Source organism: Streptomyces sp. NPDC058632, from assembly GCF_042717095.1.
Lineage (GTDB): Bacteria > Actinomycetota > Actinomycetes > Streptomycetales > Streptomycetaceae > Streptomyces.
The window spans coordinates 57,388-73,382 of the sequence record NZ_JBHXQZ010000024.1; the positions used below are offsets into that span (position 1 = coordinate 57,388).

General features: G+C 72.0%; 15 protein-coding genes and 1 pseudogene. 7 read left to right on the forward strand and 9 right to left on the reverse strand.

What is annotated here, in order from left to right:
• Window positions 1-27: 27 nt before the first annotated feature.
• The 3 genes from ACFWVE_RS12075 to ACFWVE_RS12085 all read right to left on the reverse strand — a co-directional run bounded on the left by ACFWVE_RS12075 (window position 28) and on the right by ACFWVE_RS12085 (window position 2,523).
• Complete coding sequence (locus tag ACFWVE_RS12075; RefSeq protein ID WP_384011457.1) at window positions 28-627, reverse strand: DinB family protein; 600 nt, start codon at window positions 625-627, stop codon at window positions 28-30.
• A 94-nt stretch (window positions 628-721) separates the two neighbouring features.
• Entirely contained in the window at window positions 722-1,324 is a 603-nt protein-coding gene (locus tag ACFWVE_RS12080; protein ID WP_384011462.1) for a hypothetical protein, read from the reverse strand.
• A gap of 2 nt (window positions 1,325-1,326) precedes the next feature.
• A complete protein-coding gene (locus ACFWVE_RS12085) occupies window positions 1,327-2,523 on the reverse strand; it encodes a 4-hydroxybenzoate 3-monooxygenase (protein ID WP_384011465.1) in 1,197 nt (398 codons plus the stop codon).
• A gap of 166 nt (window positions 2,524-2,689) precedes the next feature.
• On the opposite strand from ACFWVE_RS12085, the gene ACFWVE_RS12090 reads away from it, so the two are divergent.
• On the forward strand, window positions 2,690-3,067 hold the full coding sequence (locus tag ACFWVE_RS12090) for an ASCH domain-containing protein (RefSeq protein WP_384011469.1): 378 nt from the start codon (window positions 2,690-2,692) through the stop codon (window positions 3,065-3,067).
• A 72-nt stretch (window positions 3,068-3,139) separates the two neighbouring features.
• Entirely contained in the window at window positions 3,140-3,646 is a 507-nt protein-coding gene (locus tag ACFWVE_RS12095) for a hypothetical protein (protein WP_384011472.1), read from the forward strand.
• Here the strand turns inward: ACFWVE_RS12095 and ACFWVE_RS12100 are convergent.
• Window positions 3,595-4,206, reverse strand: coding sequence for a dihydrofolate reductase family protein (locus ACFWVE_RS12100; protein WP_384011476.1), 612 nt, complete (start codon window positions 4,204-4,206; stop codon window positions 3,595-3,597). The two genes, ACFWVE_RS12095 and ACFWVE_RS12100, sit on opposite strands and share 52 nt — an antisense overlap.
• Before the next feature lie 454 nt (window positions 4,207-4,660).
• On the opposite strand from ACFWVE_RS12100, the gene ACFWVE_RS12105 reads away from it, so the two are divergent.
• Window positions 4,661-5,575, forward strand: coding sequence for a YceI family protein (locus tag ACFWVE_RS12105; RefSeq protein WP_384011479.1), 915 nt, complete (start codon window positions 4,661-4,663; stop codon window positions 5,573-5,575).
• A gap of 67 nt (window positions 5,576-5,642) precedes the next feature.
• Here ACFWVE_RS12105 and ACFWVE_RS12110 read toward each other — a convergent pair whose 3' ends face one another.
• From ACFWVE_RS12110 to ACFWVE_RS12120, 3 genes and pseudogenes are all read right to left on the reverse strand, one after another.
• On the reverse strand, window positions 5,643-5,909 hold the full coding sequence (locus ACFWVE_RS12110) for a hypothetical protein (protein ID WP_384011530.1): 267 nt from the start codon (window positions 5,907-5,909) through the stop codon (window positions 5,643-5,645).
• Window positions 5,910-6,241: 332 nt separating this feature from the next.
• The gene (locus ACFWVE_RS12115; RefSeq protein WP_384011481.1) at window positions 6,242-9,625 is read right to left on the reverse strand and encodes a pyruvate carboxylase; all 3,384 of its coding nucleotides are present in this window, start codon (window positions 9,623-9,625) and stop codon (window positions 6,242-6,244) included.
• A gap of 122 nt (window positions 9,626-9,747) precedes the next feature.
• A pseudogene (locus tag ACFWVE_RS12120) lies at window positions 9,748-10,113 on the reverse strand (winged helix-turn-helix domain-containing protein); the annotation flags it as partial.
• Window positions 10,114-10,226: 113 nt separating this feature from the next.
• On the opposite strand from ACFWVE_RS12120, the gene ACFWVE_RS12125 reads away from it, so the two are divergent.
• The 4 genes from ACFWVE_RS12125 (at window position 10,227) to ACFWVE_RS12140 (ending at window position 13,289) form a co-directional block, all read left to right on the forward strand.
• Window positions 10,227-10,808: a cytochrome P450 gene (locus ACFWVE_RS12125; protein ID WP_384011484.1), complete on the forward strand. Its 582-nt coding sequence runs from the start codon at window positions 10,227-10,229 to the stop codon at window positions 10,806-10,808.
• Between the two features lie 59 nt (window positions 10,809-10,867).
• Window positions 10,868-11,074 (forward strand): ferredoxin, encoded by a 207-nt coding sequence (locus ACFWVE_RS12130; RefSeq protein WP_384011488.1) that lies wholly within the window; start codon window positions 10,868-10,870, stop codon window positions 11,072-11,074.
• Window positions 11,071-11,457, forward strand: coding sequence for an FAD-dependent oxidoreductase (locus ACFWVE_RS12135; protein WP_384011490.1), 387 nt, complete (start codon window positions 11,071-11,073; stop codon window positions 11,455-11,457). Before ACFWVE_RS12130 ends, ACFWVE_RS12135 begins: the two co-directional genes overlap by 4 nt.
• A 353-nt stretch (window positions 11,458-11,810) precedes the next feature.
• On the forward strand, window positions 11,811-13,289 hold the full coding sequence (locus ACFWVE_RS12140) for a glutamate--cysteine ligase (protein WP_384011494.1): 1,479 nt from the start codon (window positions 11,811-11,813) through the stop codon (window positions 13,287-13,289).
• Window positions 13,290-13,573: 284 nt separating this feature from the next.
• Here ACFWVE_RS12140 and ACFWVE_RS12145 read toward each other — a convergent pair whose 3' ends face one another.
• Both ACFWVE_RS12145 and ACFWVE_RS12150 read right to left on the reverse strand, forming a co-directional pair.
• Entirely contained in the window at window positions 13,574-14,296 is a 723-nt protein-coding gene (locus tag ACFWVE_RS12145) for an FAD binding domain-containing protein (protein WP_384011498.1), read from the reverse strand.
• A 204-nt stretch (window positions 14,297-14,500) separates the two neighbouring features.
• Window positions 14,501-15,949, reverse strand: a complete 1,449-nt coding sequence (locus ACFWVE_RS12150) for a WGR domain-containing protein (RefSeq protein ID WP_384011501.1) — start codon at window positions 15,947-15,949, stop codon at window positions 14,501-14,503.
• Window positions 15,950-15,995: the final 46 nt, after the last annotated feature.

Here is a 15,995-nt window from a genome sequence, read left to right on the forward strand (position 1 = left end):
TCGGACTTCGCGGCCCGCCGGGGCCGGTCAGCGGCTGTCGGCCTCCCTTGCCGCCTGCTCCAGCCGGCGGCGGTGGGCCTCCCACCAGGCCGCGTCACCGGACGGCAGGCCGCTCGCCCCCTTCCCACAGCCGACGGTCCCGTCGATGAGCTCCCGCACGATGTCCGCCTGGCCGGCGTGCCGGTGGGTGTCGGCGATCACGCGCACCAGGAGGTGGTGCAGTGTGGTCGCCCTCCGCTCCGCCGGCCACCACGGAACGTGGCCGACGGTGTCGAGCGAGAGTGCGGCGAACGTCCTGTCGGCGTGCTCCCACGCCCGGTGGTAGAGCATGACGATCTCCTCGCGCGACTCGTCCGCGGTGGCCCACATGTCCGCGTTGGGTTCGGCATCCTCCGTGTACCACCAGGACGGCGGATCCTCCCGGAAGAAGGGCCGGCCGAACACGTCGCCGAAGTACCCCAGTTCCACTCCGGCGGCGTGCTTGACCAGCCCCAGCAGGTTGGTGCCGGTGGGTGTCAGCGGGCGGCGGACGTCGTACTCCGAGAGCCCTTCGAGCTTCCACACCAGGGCTTCCCTGGCATCCTGCAGATAGCGGGTCAGGTCCGTTTCGGGATTCGGGTCGGTCATGCCGCGCAGTCTCGCATTGGGCACTGACAGCCGGATGTCACCGTCCGAGGACGGAGGAGAACGCGTTGCGGATGTCGGACTTCGAGGAAGTGACCTACTTGTTCGAGGGGATGTCACCGTAGGTGAAGAAGAGCGACGGGCAGGTGGAGCCGCTGATCCGGACCGTGCGGCCGGCCACGCGCTCGCCGGTCCGCAGGGCGTACACCTGCACCGGGAGCGAGACCTTGCGGAACGTGACGTTGCTGATCTGCCCGCTGGTCTCGCTCCGGTAGGGGCAGGCGCGCACGGCACCTCCGAAGCCCTGCCGGCCCGCGCACACCACCAGTGCCGCCTTTGCCACGTCGGTGGTCCGCCACGCGCCGGGAAGTTCGCCCGAGTGCTCGCTGTCTCCCACGAACAGGGCCCGGCCGGAACCTGCGCGGCGCGCGGGAGCCCTCTCGTACTTCGCCGGCGCCCCGCAGTAGCGGTTCTCGCGCACCACCTGCTGGATCTCGTCCAGTTGCAGGGCCGGCACGGCCTTCCTGATCGCCTTGCGGGCCCGGCCCCCATGGCGGTCGCCGGGGTAGTCGTCCAGCAGCCGCTGGTAGCGGGACTCCGCCCGCGACCACTCCTGAGTACCCGTCGGAGCGTCGCCGCAGCCCATCAGCGCGGCCGGAGCGAGCCGGCCGGCGGTCGGTTCCCGGCGGGGCAGTGCCACGGTCATTGCTCTTTGGGCCAGCCGGTGTAGGCCTCGGCGAGGTAGGTCGAGCCCGCGGTCGAGCCGGTCACCGCGGCCAGTTCGCCCTCCTGGCGCCGTACGTCGAACGGGGTGGCCTCCGGCAGGGTGTGCAGCATGGTGGTCATCCAGTACGAGAAGTGCTGGGCCTTCCAGACCCGGGCGAGCGCGCGCTCGCTGTAGGTCTCCAGCGGGGCGGTGTCGCCGCTCGCGACGGCCCGCTCGAGTTCCTCGGCCAGGACCCGTACATCGGCGAGGGCCAGGTTGAGGCCCTTGGCACCGGTCGGCGGCACCGTGTGCGCGGCGTCACCGGCGAGCACGAGCCGCCCGTGGTGCATCGGCTCCTGGACGAAACTGCGGAACGGGAGCACGGTCTTGGAGGTGATCGGCCCCTCCTTGAGCGTGTGCCCGTTGGCCCCTACACGGGACTGGAGTTCCTCCCATACCCGGTCGTCGGACCAGGCGGCGGCGTCCTCCGCGGGGTCGCACTGGAAGTACATCCGCTGGACGGTCTCGGTGCGCCGGCTGATCAGCGCGAAGCCGCGCGGCGAGTGGTTGTAGATCAGTTCCGGAGCGCTGGGCGGCGCCTCGGCGAGGATGCCGAACCAGGCGAACGGATACTCGCGGAAGTACTGCGTGCGCCGGGCCTCGGGCACCTCGCGGCGGCACAGGCCGCGCGACCCGTCGGCGCCCACCAGGAAGTCGGCGCGTATCTCGTGGGCGGTGCCGTCGGCATCGGTGAACCGCATGGCCGGGGCGCTGGAGGTGAGGCCCTCGACCGACACGTCGGTGACGCCGAACCGGACGTCGCCTCCGTCGCGCTCGCGGGCGTCGGCGAGGTCGATGAAGACGTCCGTCTGGGGGTAGAGCCGGGTCGAGGCGCCGACCAGGGCCCGGAAGTCGATCCGGTGGGCGCCCCCGCCGAAGGCCAGTTCCATCCCGTCGTGACGGTAGCCGTCGCGGTGCACCCGGCCACCGACGCCGGTGCCGGCCAGCAGGTCGACGGAGCCCTGTTCGAGGATTCCGGCGCGGTGGGTCTCCTCGATCTCACGACGGCTGCGCAGGTCGACCACGACGGAGTCGATCCCGGCACGGGCGAGCAGGTGGGAGAGCATGAGCCCGGCGGGACCGGCACCGACGATGCCGATCTGCGTACGGCTGTGGACGCGCGAGGATGACATGGCCGCCATTCTGCGTCCGTCCGGGCCGCCCGGCCAGGGACCGCTTCCGTCCAGTGGAAACTGGATCGGCCGCGGGTTCGGCCCATAATGGCCGGCCGGGGACGATCCGTGTTCCCATGGCTGATCGAGTGAGGCGATGAGGCAGATGTGGCCACGAGTCGGCGGTATGCGCGCACTGGAACTCGGCACCCCCGACGGGCTGCGCGACGAGCTGAACTCTCTCGTTCTGGCCGGACGGAAGACCGCCACGACCGGCCTGCTGGCCGAGTACGTCGAGGAGACCGAAGGGCTGGAGTTCCCCGGTGAGCGGCTGGCCCTCCTGGACAACGACGGCCGCGCTGTCGCCACGGTCGAGATCACCGGCGTGGAAATGACGTCCTTCGCGGAGGTCACGTGGGAACACGCTGCCGCCGAAGGCGAGGGCGACGCTTCCCTGGAGGACTGGCGGGCCGGCCACCGTCGCTTCTGGCAGCGCGAGGGCATCCCGGTCGAGGACGGCACTCCCCTCGTGTGCCTCACCTTCCGCGTGGTGCGCACCGGCTGACCCGCCTGGCGCCCCTCGCCCGGCGGGTCGGCGGCGGTACACGACGCGCCGGCCGCCGGATCCCGGGTCACCGTGTCCTGGCCGAAGGGCTCCCCGCGTGTGGAGCGGTTCGCTCCCAAGTCCGTGGAGCGCACCGCTCCCGACCCGCCGTTCCAGGTGGAGTTCGCCGAGTCCGGTACGGTCGTCGAGACCGGCGCGGAGTTCAGCGCCGGCGGCACGTCCGTCTTCGCCGCCACCGGCTCCGTGGGCCCCGTCCGCGACGAGCAGGGCGCTCCGCCGACCGGCCGTGCGCGCTCCATCGCCAACAGTCCGCACCCCCTGGAGAACCCGGGTGCGATCATCGAATACCGCTGGGAGCGCCGACCCGGTGCCCCCCGGGCCCGCTCCGGTACACCGAGGAGCGCACGAAGCCGTCCTCACCCCGCCGTCCGGCCGGTGCCCCGCACACGTCCGGGCACCCGGGGACGAGGACGTCTGCCGTACCCGTGCGGGCCGGGCAGTCGCACGGGACCACCGGTGCGCAACCCCTACATGTCGGCGCCGTACGTCCCGTACTCGGGTCGTCCCGTCGTCTCGTAGGTGTGGACGGCCAGGCCGCGCGGGGTCGTCTCGTGGCGGACGAGGCGCAGGCCGGTCGGGGCGACGCCGGCCGGGAAGAGACGGCGGCCGGTGCCGACCAGCACGGGGGCGATCACGAGGCGCAGTTCGTCGATCAGGCCTGCGGCCAGAAGGGACTGGGAGAGCCGGGCGCTGCCGTGGAGCTGCAGTTCACGGCCGGGCCGCCGCTTCAGGTCGGCGACCTGGGCGGGGACGTCGCCGGAGAGGATCGTGCTCGGGCTCCATTCGGCCTCGGTCAGGGTGTGGGAGGCCACGTACTTCGGCAGGCCGTTCATGAGGGGGCCGAAAGGCGGTTCGGTCATCCTCGGCCAGTCCCGTGCGAAGCTCACGTACGTGCGGCGCCCCAGCAGGAGGGCGTCCGCCTGGCCGAGCCAGGTGGCGGCCAACTGTTCGAAAGCCGCGTCCAGGTACGGTACGAACCAGCCGCCCCGGGTGAACTCGTCGCTGGTGTCCTCGTCCGGGGACCCCGGGCCCTGGTAGACGCCGTCCAGCGTCAGGAACTGCGTCAGCGCCAGCTTCATCGCGCACCATTCCTCTCCTCGACGGGGGCGGCGTCCGTTCCGCGCCGCTCCCCGCTGTTCCTCCTTCTTGGACGGTGTGACGTGCGAGAACTCATCGGTCCGGCCGCGCGCCGGTGGCGTGTGTGCAGGTCGTGCACGATGTGCGCCGATAACGCGAGTGACGCGTGAACTTTGCGATACACCCCACACTGTTTGCCGGAGCGTCACAGCAAAGTATTGCCCCTCAAACCGGATCATCCCCGCAGATATCGGGGCTCCTCCGGTGGCTTGTGCGGTACGGTCCGACGATCGCGCCGGCATCCGGAGCAGCGGATCCACCCCCTCGTCGGCTTTAGGATCGTCACCGGCCTCCCCCTCGTACCGACGTCCCGTTTCCCGGGCCTCTTGGCAGCCGCGAACGCGTCTGCCGTGCAGGGTCGCGTGACAGCGACGCGTGTGAAGAAAGGTGAACTCCATGGTCCTCGGACTGCTGCGACGCCGGCGCTCCCACGGCGCCCACGGCGCCGCGTCGGCCCTCTCCGTTCCCCTGCCGCCCGGCGCGGGGGTATTCGGCTGCGAGGTCGTCGACACGCTGGCGCAGCCGCTGGGCGGAGCCGAGGTCACGGTGACCGGGCTGAGCAGCCACCGGGTCGCGGCCCGCGGCACCACCGACCCGTACGGCTATTTCATGGCGACCCTGCCCCCTGGCACCTACAGCGTGATGACCGTGTCGGAGGGCCTGTCACCGGTCCGTGAGACCGTCGAGATAGCCGCAGGCGTGGTGCTCCCTCCGCGGCGCGTCGTGCTCGAGCCCGCACGTCAGCTGGAGCTCCCGCCGTCCGGCACCTGGCTGTTCGACCCGCCGCACACCGCGATCCGGTTCATCGCCAAGCACGTGGGCATGGCCCATGTGCACGGCCGCTTCACGCGGTTCGAGGGCGGCATCCGTGTCGCGCAGAACATGGCCGACTCCCAGGTCCAGGTGCGGATCGACGCGTCCAGCATCACCACGGGCAACCAGACCCGCGACAACCACCTGCGGTCCGGGGACTTCCTCGACGTCGAGCACTACCCGTACATCGACTTCACCAGTACCAGGTTCGCCTATCGCGGCGGCTCCAAGTGGACCGTGCACGGCACCCTCACCATGCACGGCACCAGCCGCTCCGTGGGCCTCGACACCGAGTACCTCGGCACCGTGAACGGCGGCTACGAGCAGGAACTGCGCTGCGCCGCTCTCGCGAAGGCCGAACTGCACCGCGAGGACTTCACCCTCAACTGGCGCTCGATGCTCGCCCGCGGCATCGCCGTGGTGGGGCCCACCGTCCAGCTGGAGCTCGACGTACAGGCCATGTACCGGACCCACGACACGCCGACACCGCCCCAATGAACGCCGTCAACCGGGTCTCCGTGCCGAGCGGTCACCCGGTGCGCGGCCGCACCGGGTGACCCGGCACTCATGCCGGGCGGCAGCGGCGGCGGAGCAGTTCCACACCGGGGCCCGCGAGGTCGTCGCAGCACACCGCGCGTCCTGTCATCGCCGTCACCAGGGCCACGGTGGGGCCGGTCACCAGGGGGCCGGAGCCGGTGGCGAAGGGGCCGTCGGCCGGGTGGTCGCGGCGAGTACACGCGGGACGGTGTCCATGAGGAGGTCCGCACCCCGACCACAGCTCACCGCGGCTGCCCGGCGAGGCGGACTTCCAGGAGATGGCCGGGGCGCGCACGCGGCGAGCGCGCCGCATCCCGAGCGCTTCGGGGACCTTCTCGCCAGGTGCTCCGCGGCGGGCACGCCCCGCTGCCCCGGGCCGCCGGCGACCTGCGCGGGCCGGCGACTCCCACGCCGGTGGTCATCGGCGACACCGACTCCGTGCGGGCCGAGCACGCCGCCGGGATGCGGCGGCTGATTCCGCGGTCGCGGCCGGACGTACCGCTACCGCCCCCCGCCACGCGCACGGCCCCGATGTGCCGACCCGTCCCCCTGCTCCCGCCGCCGCTGGGCGAGTTCCTCGACTGGGCACCGGCGGGGAGCGGGACGGGTCGGCGGGCGGTGGTCGGCTCAGGCGAGTTCCACGAGGAGGTCGCCGCCCTCCACCTGCTGGATGCGGTTGATGGCCAGCCGGGTCACCGTGCCGGACTTCGGAGCGGTGATCGCGGCCTCCATCTTCATCGCCTCGATGGTGGCCACCGTGGCACCGGCCGCCACCTCGTCGCCCTCGGCGACCGTGAGGGTCACCACTCCGGCGAACGGCGCCGCGACATGGCCGGGGTCGTTCCGGTCGGCTTTCTCGGTGACCGGGGCGTCGGAGGCGGCGGCCCGGTCGCGGACCTGGATCGGCCGCATCTGGCCGTTCAGGGTGGACATCACGGTGCGCATGCCGCGCTCGTCGGCATCGCCCACGGCCTGGAGTTCGATGAGCAGCCGCACCCCGGGGTCGAGGTCGACGGTGTACTCCTTGTCGGGGCGCAGCCCGTAGAAGAAGGCCTTGCTGTCCAGGACGCTGGTGTCGCCGAAGGTCTGCCGGTGCGTCTCGAACTCGCGGGCCGGACCGGCGAACAGCAGCCGGTTGAGCGTGGCGCGGCGGTCCTTCGCCAGCCCGGCGCGGTCGTCGGCGGTCAGTTCCTGCACGGGCTTGGCGTCGGCGCGGCCGCGCAGTGCCTTGGTCCGGAACGGTTCGGGCCAGCCGCCGGGCGGGGTGCCGAGTTCGCCGCGCAGGAAGCCGATGACGGAGTCGGGGATGTCGAACCGGTCGGGGTCCTGCTCGAAGTCCTGGGGGGACACCCCGGCGCCCACCAGGTGCAGGGCCAGGTCGCCGACCACCTTCGAAGACGGGGTGACCTTGACGAGTCGGCCGAGGATCCGGTCGGCGGCGGCGTACATCGCCTCGATGTCCTCGAAGCGGTCGCCGAGGCCGAGGGCGATGGCCTGGGTGCGCAGGTTGGAGAGCTGCCCGCCGGGGATCTCGTGGTGGTAGACGCGGCCGGTGGGAGAGGCGAGGCCCGCTTCGAAGGGGGCGTAGACCTTGCGGACGCTCTCCCAGTACGGCTCCAGGTCTCCGACGGCCTGGAGGTCGAGGCCGGTGGACCGCTCGGAGTGGTCGGTCGCCGCGACGATCGCCGACAGGCTGGGCTGCGAGGTGGTGCCCGCCATGGACGCCACCGCTCCGTCGACCGCGTCCGCTCCGGCCTGGATCGCGGCGAGGTAGGTGGCGAGCTGTCCGCCGGAGGTGTCGTGGGTGTGCAGGTGGACCGGCAGGTCGAACTCCCGGCGCAGGGCGGACACCAGGGTCGCCGCCGCGGGCGCCCTCAGCAGGCCGGCCATGTCCTTGACGGCCAGGACGTGCGCACCGGCGTCCACGATCTGCTCGGCCAGGCGCAGGTAGTAGTCCAGGGTGTAGAGCCGCTCGGACGGGTCGGACAGGTCGGAGGTGTAGCACAGGGCGACCTCCGCGACGGCCGTCCCGGTCTCCCGTACGGCGTCGATGGCGGGCCGCATCTGGGCGACGTCGTTCAGCGCGTCGAAGATGCGGAAGACGTCGATGCCGGTGGCCGCCGCCTCCTCGACGAAGGCGTCGGTCACCTCGGTCGGGTACGGCGTGTAGCCCACGGTGTTGCGGCCCCGCAGCAGCATCTGCAGGCAGATGTTGGGGACGGCTTCCCGCAGGGCGGCCAGGCGTTCCCACGGGTCCTCGGCGAGGAAGCGCAGGGCGACGTCGTAGGTGGCGCCGCCCCAGCATTCCAGGGAGAGCAGCTCGGGCAGGGTGCGCGCCACCACGGGGGCGACGGCGAGCAGGTCCTTGGTGCGGACCCGGGTGGCGAGCAGCGACTGGTGGGCGTCGCGGAAGGTGGTGTCGGTGACGCCGACGGTGGGTGACGCGCGCAGCCGGCTCGCGAATCCCTCGGGGCCGAGTTCGGCGAGGAGCTGCCGGGAGCCGGCGGGCGGTTCGGCGGTGGCCCGCTGGGACAGGTGGGGCAGCTTGGTCGTCGGGTCGATCAGCGCGGGGCGCTCGCCGTGCGGCTTGTTCACCGTGACGTCGGCGAGGTAGGTCAGCAGCTTCGTGCCGCGGTCGGCGGAGTGGCGCGCGGTGAGCAGGTGCGGGCGCTGCTCGATGAACGACGTGGTGACCTGTCCGGCCCGGAACTCCGGGTCGTCGAGCACGGCCTGGAGGAAGGGGATGTTGGTGGAGACGCCGCGGATGCGGAACTCGGCCACGGCGCGCCGGGCCCGGCCCACGGCGGTGGCGAAGTCCCGGCCCCGGCAGGTCAGTTTGACCAGCATGGAGTCGAAGTGTGCGCTGATCTCCGTACCGGCGTGGGTGGTGCCGCCGTCCAGGCGGATGCCGGAGCCGCCGGGCGAGCGGTAGGCGCTGATCCGGCCGGTGTCGGGGCGGAAACCGTTCGCCGGGTCCTCGGTGGTGATGCGGCACTGCAGCGCGGCGCCGCGCAGGGTGATGTTCTCCTGGGCGAGTCCGAGGTCGGCGAGTGTCTCACCGGCGGCGATGCGCAGCTGCGCCTGGACGAGGTCGACGTCGGTGACCTCCTCGGTCACCGTGTGCTCGACCTGGATGCGCGGGTTCATCTCGATGAAGACGTGGTTCCCGTCGCGGTCGACGAGGAATTCCACGGTTCCGGCGTTGCGGTAGCCGATCTCGCGGGCGAAGCGCACGGCGTCGGCGCAGATGCGGTCGCGCAGCTTGGGGTCGAGGTTCGGCGCGGGCGCGAGTTCGATCACCTTCTGGTGGCGGCGCTGCACCGAGCAGTCGCGCTCGAACAGGTGAATGACGTTGCCCTGGCCGTCGGCGAGGATCTGCACCTCGATGTGGCGGGGATCGACGACGGCCCGCTCCAGGAAGACCGTGGGGTCGCCGAACGCGGACGCGGCCTCCCGCGAGGCCGCCTCGATGGACTCCCGCAGCTGGGCGGGGTCCTCGACCCGCCGCATCCCGCGCCCGCCGCCGCCGGCGACCGCCTTGACGAACACGGGGAAGCCGACGGCATCGGCGGCGCGGACCAGTTCCTCCACGTCGGTGGAGGGTTCCGAGGAGCCCAGCACCGGCACGTCCGCCGCGCGGGCCGCGGCGACGGCACGCGCCTTGTTCCCGGTCAGCTCCAGGATGCGGGCACTCGGTCCGACGAAGGTGATGCCCGCCTCTTCGCACGCCAGGGCCAGCTCGGGATTCTCGGAGAGGAATCCGTAGCCCGGGTAGACGGCGTCGGCACCCGCCCGGCGTGCCGCGTCGACGATCTCCTCGACCGAGAGATAGGCGCGCACCGGATGCCCGACCTGACCGATCTGGTACGCCTCGTCCGCCTTGAGCCGGTGGAGCGAGTTGCGGTCCTCGTGCGGGAAGACCGCGACCGTTCGGGCGCCCAGCTCGTAGCCCGCGCGGAACGCCCGAATCGCGATCTCACCACGGTTGGCTACCAGCACCTTGCGGAACATGTTGATCCCTTCAGCCTGCCGGTGACGAAGACCATCGTGTCGGTGGCGGGCCCGGTGCGCCATGTGAGCCGGACCACTCGTCCCACGCCGGGCGGGGAATCCGTTTCGGTGCCGTGGGCACGTCAGTGTGCGGGGGCGGCGTCCTGACGGGCGGGGTGGCCGAGCCAGTAGCCGAAGCCCCGGCGGGTGCGGATCAGCGCGGGGTGTTCCTGGTCGACCTTGAGTCTCAGGCGGGAGACGAGCTTCTCGATGGCCGAGTTGGCCCGGTACTCGCCCCACACGTGCCGGCTGATCTGTTCCTTCGACAGCACGCGTTCGGCGTTGGCCAGCAGGTGGCTCAGGAGCCGGTACTCGGCGGGGGTGAGGTCGAGCTGTCTGGACCCGCGCCACGCCTGGCAGGTGGCGTCGTCCAGGACCAGTTCGCCGTAGCAGTGCATCCCCTGCTGCTCGGGGGTGCGGCCGCGCAGCAGGACCTGGGCCCTGGCCAGGCCTGGTCCTGGACGGCACCGCGGTACCCGAGGAGGCCCGGAGGGTCAGCGGTGAACTGGCCGCCCATCTGGACGACCTGATCAAGCGGAAGACAGACGACCCGGGCGAGGACGTGCTCTCCGAGATGGCCGGCCGGGTCCGCGACGGGGAGATGTCGCACACCGAGGCCGTCCACATGGGCGTGGCGATGCTGATCGCCGGCCACGAGACGACCGCGACGATGATCAGCCTCGGCACCCTGGCACTGTTCGAGCACCCCGGCCAGCTCGCCCTGTTGCGGGAGACCGACGACCCGAAGCTGATCGCGAACGCGGTGGACGAGCTGCTGCGCTACCTGAGCATCGTCCAGACCGGTGTGCGCCGGGCCGCCAAGGAGGACATCGAGATCGGCTCGGTGGTCATCCGCAAGGGCGAGGGCCTCGTCTTCGACCTGCACGCGGCGAACTGGGACCCGGAGGCGTTCCCCGAAGCCGAACGGCTGGACCTCACCCGCCCCGCCCGGATCCACCAGGCGTTCGGCTACGGACCCCACCAGTGCCTGGGCCAGAACCTGGCCCGGCTGGAACTCCAGGTCGCCTACGGCACCCTCTACCGCCGCATCCCCACCCTGCGCGCGGCCGCCCCGATCGAGGACCTCTCCTTCGACCACACCGGGACGACGTACGGCGTCCACAGCCTGCCCGTCACCTGGTGACCGGCCCCGCCCTCGCCCCCGCACACAGCACGACCGGCAGAACCGGAAGGACCGACCGAGTGACAACGACACGTGTGGAACTGGACGAACCGAAGTGCGTGGCGTCGGGACAGTGCGTTCTGGCCGCCCCCGACGTCTTCGACCAGCGGGACGACGACGGAGTGGCGGTCCTGCTGGAGGAGTACCCCGGTGAGGAACTGCTCCATGGCGCGCGCGAGGCCGAGGCGGTCCGCCCGGCCGCGGCGATCCGCCTGGTGCAACGGTGAGCCGCGTCGTGGTCGTCGGTGCCTCGGCCGCCGGACTCGCGGCGGCCGAGGCATTGCGCCGGGCGGGCCACGACGGCCCGCTCGCCCTCATCGGTGACGAGCCGCGCGCCCCGTACGACCGCCCTCCGCTGTCCAAGCAGATCCTCTCCGGCGCGTGGCCGGCCGGACGGCTGCCGTTGCGCCGGGACGAGGACCTCGACGCCCTGGATTTGGACCTGCGGTTGGGGACGGCGGCGACCGGTCCCGCCGCGAGCCGCCGTACGGTCGCCCTGATCACCCAGGAGACCCATGTCTTCGCGGGCCCGCTCGCCGACGGCCTCCGTCCCGCCGAGCTCGACGCCACCGGCTGCGTGCCCCCGCGGGACCCCCGACAGCCTCGGTGAGACCGCCGGGCTGTGCCTGCGCGACGAGGAGGACCGGATCGGCGTCGGCCGCGACCACCGCGTCCGCACCGCCCCGGACGTCACCGCGGACGTCTGTCTCCAGGGCGGCACCGGGCGCTCCCCCGGTCTCACCTCGACGCTGCTGTCCATCACGGCCGTCCGCGTCGGCGGACAGGCCCGCCGTCATCGGCGCGTCCGCCCACGGGCGGACGCGGGTGCCGGCCTCCGGTACCCCGCCCGGGTTCGGGGTACCGGGCGTCGCGGTGGGCCCTGTCCCGCGTGGTCGGAGTCGGCCGGTGGTGCGACGCTGGGGTGGAGAGGTGTCCGCGGACGGGAGGCCGGGAGGGAATCCGATGGGACGCGATGTCCCGGCGCTGGTGTTCACCCGTGAGGACCGCCGCCGGTACCGGATCAAGATGCAGGAGTGCCTCGACACGTTCGCGAAGATGCTGCGGGAGGCGCGCTTCGAGGCCGAGCGGCCCCAGGTGGGACTGGAGATCGAGCTGAATCTGGTCGATGACCGGGCGGAGCCCGCGATGCGCAACAGCGACGCGCTCGAAGTGATCGCGGATCCCGCCTGGTCCACGGAACTGGGCCGGTTCAACCTCGAGGTCAACGTTCCGCCGCGCCGGCTGACGGCGGGCGGCCCCGACTCGTGGGAGTCCGAGATCCGTGCCGCGCTGAACCACGCCGAGGACCGCGCGAAGTCGGTCGGCACGCATCTGATCATGACCGGCATCCTGCCGACGCTGCGGCAGGAGGACGTGGGTGAGTCGGCGCTGTCGGAGAACCCGCGCTACCGGCTGCTCAACGACCAGATCTTCGCGGCCCGGGGCGAGGACCTGCACATCGAGGTCGACGGAGTCGACCGGCTGCGCACCTACGCGGACACGATCACTCCCGAGGCCGCCTGCACCAGCACCCAGTTCCACCTCCAGGTGTTCCCGGAGCAGTTCGCCGACTACTGGAACGCGGCACAGTCGATCGCCGGGGTCCAGATCGCCCTGGCCGCCAACTCGCCGTTCCTGTTCGGAAAGGAGCTGTGGCACGAGACCCGCGTCCCGCTGTTCGAGCAGGCCACCGACACCCGCCCGCAGGAGATCAAGGTGCAGGGGGTACGGCCCCGGGTGTGGTTCGGGGAGCGGTGGATCAACAGTGTCTTCGACCTTTTCGAGGAGAACCTGCGGTACTTCCCGGCGCTGCTCCCGCTGTGCGACGAAGAGAATCCCGCCGAGACGCTGGACCGGGGCGACATTCCCGAACTGGGCGAACTGACCCTGCACAACGGCACCATCTACCGCTGGAACCGGCCGGTCTACGCCATCGCGCACGACAAGCCGCACGTGCGGGTGGAGAACCGGGTGCTGCCGGCCGGCCCCACCGTCGCCGACACCCTGGCCAACGGCGCCTTCTACTACGGGCTCACCCGCGCCCTGGTGGAGGAGGAACGGCCGGTGTGGTCCCGGATGTCCTTCTCGGCCGCCGAGGAGAACCTGCACACGGCGGCACGGCACGGCATCGAGGCCCGGCTGTACTGGCCCGGGATGGGCGAGGTGCCGGTGCCCGAACTGGTGCTGCGGCGTCTGCTGCCCCTGGCGCACCGCGGGCTGGAACTCTCCGGAATGGACGAGGCCTGGCGGGAGCCGCTGCTCGGCATCATCGAGCAGCGCTGCGTCACCGGGCGCAACGGGGCGGTGTGGCAGAAGGAGATGTTCCACCACATCGACGCCACGGCCCACTGCGGCCGCCATGAGGCCCTGCGCCGGATGACGCAGCAGTACATCGACTACATGCACCTCAACGCCCCGGTGCACACCTGGCCCGTCGACTGACGCGGTCGATTGCCGGAGCAGTTGCCGGGCCTGTCCCCATCCCGTTCGCCGCTCCGCCCGGCGCCGTCACGGTCGAGGCGTGGACGGACGACGGGACGCGGCCCCTCCTTCCGGAGATCGACGAGGTCCACCTGCACTGCCCGCAGTCGCCGCGCCGGTCCGGGGCCCGGGACCCCACGGCCTGGCACGCCCAGGCGGCCGGCTGAGCCGTACCGGGGGCGGTGACGCCTCCGCCGGCCGGGGCCGTCGCGACGGCCGGCCCGCACGAACGGCAGCCGTAGCGGTCAGCCGTCGGTGGTCCGGCCGAGGACCCCGGACACCTCCCTGCGCATCACGTCGCCGATCTCCGGGGGGAGCGAACCGAGGTCCGTGGTGTCCAGGGCCCGCAGTGTCTCGTCCGCACCGGCCGCGCAGTCCGCACTCCCGCCGATCACCTCGTAGCCGTCACGGACCGCGACGCGGACCCTGCGTCGTCCGTCCTCCTTTGCGTGCACGGCGGTGGCGACGACGAGGGGCGGCGGTCCGCCCGCTTCGGCGGGCGCCTTGTGGTATCCGCTGGTCATCGGGGCGCGCCAGCGCAGGCTGAGGAGCAGATGGCGCTTGGCCACCACCTCGGCCAGATCGGTCTCGAAGGCTCCGTCCCGGTCCAGCACGGTGGCGCGTGCGTCCAGGACGAGCGCCGCCGGCAGCAGACACCGCAGGGTGCTGCCCACGATGTTGCCGCCGACCGTCGCCGTCCGGCGCACCGCTCCGGTGCCCACGGTGGAGGCCGCGCCGCGCAGGACCTCCGGTACCCGGTCGTCGATGCGGTGCAGCAGAACGGCAGCACCCAGCGCCTCGCGCCCGATCACGTTGGCCTCCGGCAGGCTGCGCAGGGACATCGCCTGCTCGGGAAAGCCGTCCCGCTGCCAGAGCGCCCACACGAGGGTGGCTCCGCCGATGGGCACCGCTCCCTCGGCCATGCAGTTCTGCGCTTCGGTCAGGGATGTGGGCAGACGCAAGAGCATGGCGGTCGACCTGCTTTCCTGGGCTTCGGCCGACGGAACCGGCCACTCCGCTGCATGATCATGGACACCGCATTCTCCGCACGGGCGAGGGGGCGCGTACAGGGCTCACACGAACCCCGTGTGAGCCTGTCGTACGCCCGGGGGCCGGTGTCCGGCCCCCGGGAACTCCTCCGGGCCCCTCGCCCGCGAGGGACCCCGGGCACCTCAGAGCAACCGGCGGATGTCACCGCGAACCCGGTAGAAGCCACCGGCCGCCGGATGCAGGGCGTCCACGACATAGCGGGCTCCGGGCTCGCGTATCGCGCGCGGGAACTGCACGTTCCACGACGAGTCGTACCCCTCGGACACCACGTGCACGCGCAGACGGCCGGAGTCCTGAACGCACTGGACGACGATCGCCCCGGTCGGGGCCTGGGCCACCGCGGTCACCGCGCTCGCTGTCGTGGCCGGCGCGTAGGTCGGCAGCGCCTCGGCGAGCTTGACGTCCCGCGCGACCGGCACCGTGCCCTGCTGGGCGGCGGAGACGGCCGCCTCGCTCGCGTCGACACAGACCAGCGAACCGTCGGTGGTGACCAGGTACAGCCGCTCGTCCCGGTACTGCATCGACAGGGCCGAGCCGCCGCCCGTGCCGAGCTTCCACAGCCGGGTGCCGTCCTGGTCGAAGCAGTAGACGGACGACGCCGCGTCACCGGCGAACACGAACCGGCCGCCGGGCGAGGTCGCGCACGAGTACACGGCGCTGTCGCAGGCATAGGTGGCCTCGATGGCCCCGCTCGCCTTCGACAGCCGCTGCACCACGCGGTGCGCGGTGCCCGCGTACACGGTGTCGTCCTCCTGCCAGCCGAACAGCACGCCGCCACGGGTGGGCGTGTGCCACAACTCGCCGCCGCCGTCGGGCGCGTAGGCGGTGACGCCACGCTGATGACCGTGGTAGACGGCCCGGTCGTCGGCGCGCACCATCCAGGCGTGGTCGCCCTGGCTGCGGCGGGACCACTGGTGCTCGTCCTCGTGGTCGATGACGGTGAGCTTGCCGTCGCGGTCCGAGACGTCCAGCACGCCCTCGTGGATGTCCAGCCAGAAGATGTCGACGTCCGCGGCGATGTCGTACGCCGCGAACGGCAGCTTGGAGGACAGGTCGTAGACCTTGCCGTCGTCACAGCCCGCGTAGATCCAGAAGTCGTCGGCCACCAGGCACTTCACGCCGTCCGGCAGGTTGAAGCGGGCCAGCACCCGGCCGTCGTGGCCCAGCGTGTAGACGTCGCCCGCCTGGTTGCCGACCCAGCAGTGCTCGTCGTCGACGTGGATGCCGAACGCCGCGGAGCCGGTGCCGAACCGCCACAGCACGGGAGCCACGGCACGCGCGGTGGACGGGGCGGACGCCACCTGACGCCGGGTCACCGCACGCGGCGCGCGCTGCCCGGCAACGGCGGGGGCGTACCCCTTGCGGACCTTCTCCCCGACCTTCTTCGCGGCGGCGGCCCGCGCCTTGTCCGCCGAGGGGAAGGTGGTGATCTGGGTCTGCCCCGAGGCACCGATCCGTCCGTAACGAACGGTCACCACCAGGCCGTCGACGGTCACCTCGTAGAACTTGTGCGCGGCGCCGTCATCCTGCGACAGCTCCAGATACGTCGTCGACACCGACCCGCCAGACATGACAGAACCCTCCCCGGAGCGGGCCCCCGGCCGTTCCGGCAGGTCC